Source organism: Streptomyces sp. NPDC058955, from assembly GCF_042741435.1.
In the GTDB taxonomy this organism is placed as follows: domain Bacteria; phylum Actinomycetota; class Actinomycetes; order Streptomycetales; family Streptomycetaceae; genus Streptomyces.
This window is the reverse complement of record NZ_JBHYKM010000007.1, coordinates 51,397-55,764: the sequence shown is the minus strand read 5'-3', so window position 1 is coordinate 55,764 and position 4,368 is coordinate 51,397. Positions and strand designations below refer to the sequence as shown.

Annotated in this window: 4 protein-coding genes; 2 read left to right on the top strand and 2 right to left on the bottom strand. The window is 71.6% G+C overall.

The genetic code is table 11. The annotated features are described in order from the left end of the window. Nucleotides 1-90: 90 nt before the first annotated feature. On the bottom strand, nucleotides 91-495 hold the full coding sequence (locus tag ACFW1I_RS05225) for a pyridoxamine 5'-phosphate oxidase family protein (protein WP_384666209.1): 405 nt from the start codon (nucleotides 493-495) through the stop codon (nucleotides 91-93). Between the two features lie 121 nt (nucleotides 496-616). Between ACFW1I_RS05225 and clpB the strand changes: the two genes are divergently transcribed. Continuing rightward, nucleotides 617-3,202, top strand: coding sequence for an ATP-dependent chaperone ClpB (clpB, locus tag ACFW1I_RS05220; RefSeq protein ID WP_384666208.1), 2,586 nt, complete (start codon nucleotides 617-619; stop codon nucleotides 3,200-3,202). A 3-nt stretch (nucleotides 3,203-3,205) separates the two neighbouring features. Here the strand turns inward: clpB and ACFW1I_RS05215 are convergent, their stop codons facing one another. Then, on the bottom strand, nucleotides 3,206-3,631 hold the full coding sequence (locus ACFW1I_RS05215) for a hypothetical protein (protein ID WP_384666206.1): 426 nt from the start codon (nucleotides 3,629-3,631) through the stop codon (nucleotides 3,206-3,208). 105 nt (nucleotides 3,632-3,736) lie between these two features. Between ACFW1I_RS05215 and ACFW1I_RS05210 the strand changes: the two genes are divergently transcribed. Next, nucleotides 3,737-4,270: a YbjN domain-containing protein gene (locus ACFW1I_RS05210; protein ID WP_384666204.1), complete on the top strand. Its 534-nt coding sequence runs from the start codon at nucleotides 3,737-3,739 to the stop codon at nucleotides 4,268-4,270. Nucleotides 4,271-4,368 lie beyond the last annotated feature (98 nt).

The window sequence follows — 4,368 nt, the reverse complement described above, 5'->3', positions numbered from 1 at the left end:
TTTGTAGTTCGCTCTGGTGCTACCCCCCCCCCCCGGCGCCATCGCGGACCTGAAACGCGATGGCGCCGTTGTGCTTTTCCCGTTCCGCGCTCAGGCGCGGCCCATCGCCCGGGTGAGGGCGATCTCGATGACGACCCGGTCCGGGTTGGGCGTCGGCACGCGGCCGTAGCGGTCCGCGTAGCGCGCCACCGCGTCGGCGACGACCTCCGCCTCCGTGCGGACGCGGGCGACGCCCTCCAGGGTGGCCCAGCGCCCCTTGTCGACCTGGCAGACCGCGACCCGGGCCCCGTCCGCGCCGGCCGCGAGGACGTTGGCCACCTTCCGGCTGTGCTTGTTGGTGATCACGCGCGCGTACCCGCCCTCGGGGTCGTACGTGACGCCCACCGCCACCACGTGCGGCGTGCCGTCCGGGCGCGGGGTGGTCAGCGTGCACATGTGGTACTCGCGCCAGAACGCGAGATACGAGTCCGTGGGGTTCCTCGGGTCAGTCGCCATGCCCGGAAACTACCTCCGTGCGTCCCGCCTCCGATACCTTGAGCGGAATAGACTCAACTTTATGTACGCTGTATGAGTCAGAGAACGTGGAGAACGACCGCACCAGGAGGAGACCCCGCACGTGGACGCAGAACTGACCAACAGGAGCCGGGACGCGCTGAACGCGGCGAGCAGCCGCGCCGTGTCCCAGGGGCACGCCGACCTGACCCCCGCACATCTTCTTCTCGCGCTGCTGGCCGGTCAGGACAACGAGAACATCACCGACCTGCTCGCCGCCGTCGACGCCGACCAGGCCGCCGTCCGCGCCGGCGCGGAGCGGCTGCTCGCCGCCCTGCCCAGCGTGACCGGCTCGACCGTCGCCCCGCCGCAGCCCAACCGCGAGCTGCTCGCCGTCATCGCCGACGCGGCCGACCGCGCCAAGAAGCTCGGCGACGAGTTCCTGTCCACGGAGCACCTGCTCATCGGCCTCGCCGCCCAGGGCGGACAGGCCGGCCAGGTCCTCGACCAGCAGGGCGCCACCGCCCGTCGGCTCCAGGACGCCTTCGAGAAGGCCCGGGGAGGCCGCCGCGTGACCACCGCCGACCCGGAGGGCTCGTACAAGGCCCTGGAGAAGTTCGGCACCGACTTCACCGCCGCCGCCCGCGAGGGCAAGCTCGACCCGGTGATCGGCCGCGACCACGAGATCCGGCGGGTCGTCCAGGTCCTCTCCCGGCGCACCAAGAACAACCCGGTCCTCATCGGCGAGCCCGGCGTCGGCAAGACCGCCGTCGTCGAGGGCCTCGCCCAGCGGATCGTGAAGGGCGACGTCCCCGAGTCGCTGCGGAACAAGCGGCTGGTCTCCCTGGACCTCGGCGCGATGGTCGCCGGCGCCAAGTACCGCGGCGAGTTCGAGGAGCGGCTGAAGACCGTCCTCTCCGAGATCAAGGAGAGCGACGGCCAGATCATCACCTTCATCGACGAGCTGCACACGGTCGTCGGCGCGGGCGCCGGCGGCGACTCCGCCATGGACGCCGGCAACATGCTGAAGCCGATGCTGGCCCGCGGCGAGCTCCGCATGGTCGGCGCGACCACCCTCGACGAGTACCGCGAGCGGATCGAGAAGGACCCGGCCCTGGAGCGCCGCTTCCAGCAGGTCCTGGTCGCCGAGCCGTCCGTCGAGGACACCGTCGCCATCCTGCGCGGCCTCAAGGGCCGGTACGAGGCCCACCACAAGGTGCAGATCAACGACTCCGCGCTGGTGGCCGCCGCGACCCTGTCCGACCGGTACATCACCTCCCGCTTCCTCCCCGACAAGGCCATCGACCTCGTCGACGAGGCCGCCTCCCGGCTCCGCATGGAGATCGACTCCTCCCCGGTCGAGATCGACGAGCTCCAGCGCTCCGTCGACCGGCTCCGCATGGAGGAGCTGGCGCTCGCCAAGGAGACCGACCCGGCCAGCGTCCAGCGCCTGGAGAAGCTCCGCCGCGACCTCGCCGACCGCGAGGAGGAGCTGCGCGGCCTCACCGCCCGCTGGGAGAAGGAGAAGCAGTCCCTCAACCGGGTCGGCGAGCTGAAGGAACGGCTCGACGAGACCCGCGGCCGCGCCGAGCGCGCCCAGCGCGACGGCGACTTCGACACCGCCTCCAAGCTGCTCTACGGCGAGATCCCGACCCTGGAGCGCGAGCTCGCGGAGGCCACCGAGGCCGAGCGCGAGGTCCAGAAGGACACCATGGTCAAGGAGGAGGTCGGACCCGACGACATCGCCGACGTCGTCGGCGCCTGGACCGGCATCCCGGCCGGCCGCCTCCTGGAGGGCGAGACCCAGAAGCTGCTCCGCATGGAGGACGAGCTGGGCCGCCGGCTCATCGGCCAGTCCGAGGCCGTCCGGGCCGTCTCCGACGCGGTGCGCCGCACCCGCGCCGGGATCGCCGACCCCGACCGGCCCACCGGCTCCTTCCTCTTCCTCGGCCCCACCGGCGTCGGCAAGACCGAGCTGGCGAAGGCGCTCGCCGACTTCCTGTTCGACGACGAGCGGGCCATGGTCCGCATCGACATGTCGGAGTACTCCGAGAAGCACAGCGTCGCCCGGCTGGTCGGCGCGCCTCCCGGCTACGTCGGCTACGAGGAGGGCGGCCAGCTCACCGAGGCCGTCCGCCGCCGCCCGTACAGCGTCGTCCTCCTCGACGAGGTGGAGAAGGCGCACCCGGAGGTCTTCGACATCCTGCTCCAGGTCCTCGACGACGGCCGGCTCACCGACGGCCAGGGCCGCACGGTCGACTTCCGCAACACGATCCTGATCCTGACGTCGAACCTGGGCAGCCAGTACCTCGTCGAGCCCCTGACCTCGGCCGAGGAGAAGAAGCAGCAGGTCCTGGAGGTCGTCCGGGCCAGCTTCAAGCCCGAGTTCCTGAACCGCCTGGACGACCTGGTGGTCTTCTCCGCCCTCGACCGGGCCGAGCTGGGCCGCATCGCGCGCCTGCAGATCGACCGGCTCGCCAAGCGGCTCGCCGACCGCCGGCTCACCCTGGACGTCACCCCGGAGGCCCTGGAGTGGCTGGCCGAGGAGGGCAACGACCCGGCGTACGGCGCCCGGCCGCTGCGCCGCCTCATCCAGACGGCCATCGGCGACCGGCTGGCCAAGGAGATCCTGGCCGGCGAGGTCCGCGACGGCGACACCGTCCGGGTGGACCGCTTCGAGGACGACCTGATCGTCGGCAGGGCCGAGTAGGGGTCAGGTGTCGAAGGCGGTGAGGTGGACGAGGGCCGTGGTGCCCTCGTACACCACCTCGACACGGACGAAGTGGTCCTGGCCGAAGTCGGCCGTCCAGCACAGGTCCTCCGCGCAGGTCTCCGGCGTCCCGCCCGCCGGGTAGGCGGCCTCCAGCCAGGGGGCCGCCCCGGTGCGCGGCATCCGGAAGTCCACCGTGACCAGGGTGTCCTGCCAGTGCTGGGCGGTGCAGCGGGCGTCCGCGGCGCCCTCCGGGAGCCGGCCCCGGGCGAACTCCATCGCCTCCCCGCAGTCCACGTCCTGCGCCCGGCCCGCCTCGCTGAAGGAGTACGCCCCCCAGACGAGGAAGGCGAGCGGCACCGCGCAGACCGTCGCGATCAGCGCCAGGACCCAGACCCACCGGCGATACGGCTTCTTCTCGTCCCCCATGGGCGGAGATCATGTCAGCCCGCAGCGGATCCGTCCCGGCGGGGCTTGCCACGGACGGGCCGGGATGGGGGAGGATGGCAACATCCGTACGAAGGGAAATACACGGTGAGCATCGACCCGTCCTCGATTCCGAATTTCGGGGGACAGCCCCAGCCGCAGGCAGGACCGGCGGGCCCCGTCGTCCCCGACCAGGACCTCGTGAAGCAGCTCCTGGAGCAGATGGAGCTGAAGTACGTCGTCGACGACGAGGGTGACCTCGCGGCGCCGTGGGAGGACTTCCGCACGTACTTCATGTTCCGCGGCGAGGCGGAGCAGCAGGTGTTCTCGGTGCGCACGTTCTACGACCGTCCGCACTCCGCCGACGACCGGGTCAAGGTCCTCGACGCGATCGACGACTGGAACCGCCGCACCCTGTGGCCCAAGGTCTACACCCACCTGCACGAGGAGGAGGACGGCTCCGCCACCCTCCGTCTCATCGGTGAGGCGCAGATGCTGATCGGCACCGGCGTCGCCCTGGAGCACTTCGTGTCCTCCACGGTGAGCTGGGTCCGCGCCTCCATCGAGTTCGACAAGTGGATCGTCGAGCAGTTCGGCCTGGCCTCCCCGGAGGAGAAGGCCGAGGGCGGCGAAGAGGGCTGACCGCCCCGCCGCGACCGCACAGAAGCCGGGTCCCCCGCGGGGGACCCCGCGTCCGGCGGCGCCGGCCCGCCGCGTGAGCCGGTCCACCCCCACCGGGA

Coding starts and splice junctions, on each gene's coding strand:
- ACFW1I_RS05225 (WP_384666209.1), bottom strand. CDS start 495: ATGGCGACTGACCCGAGGAACCCCACGGACTCGTATCTCGCGTTCTGG.
- ACFW1I_RS05215 (WP_384666206.1), bottom strand. CDS start 3,631: ATGGGGGACGAGAAGAAGCCGTATCGCCGGTGGGTCTGGGTCCTGGCG.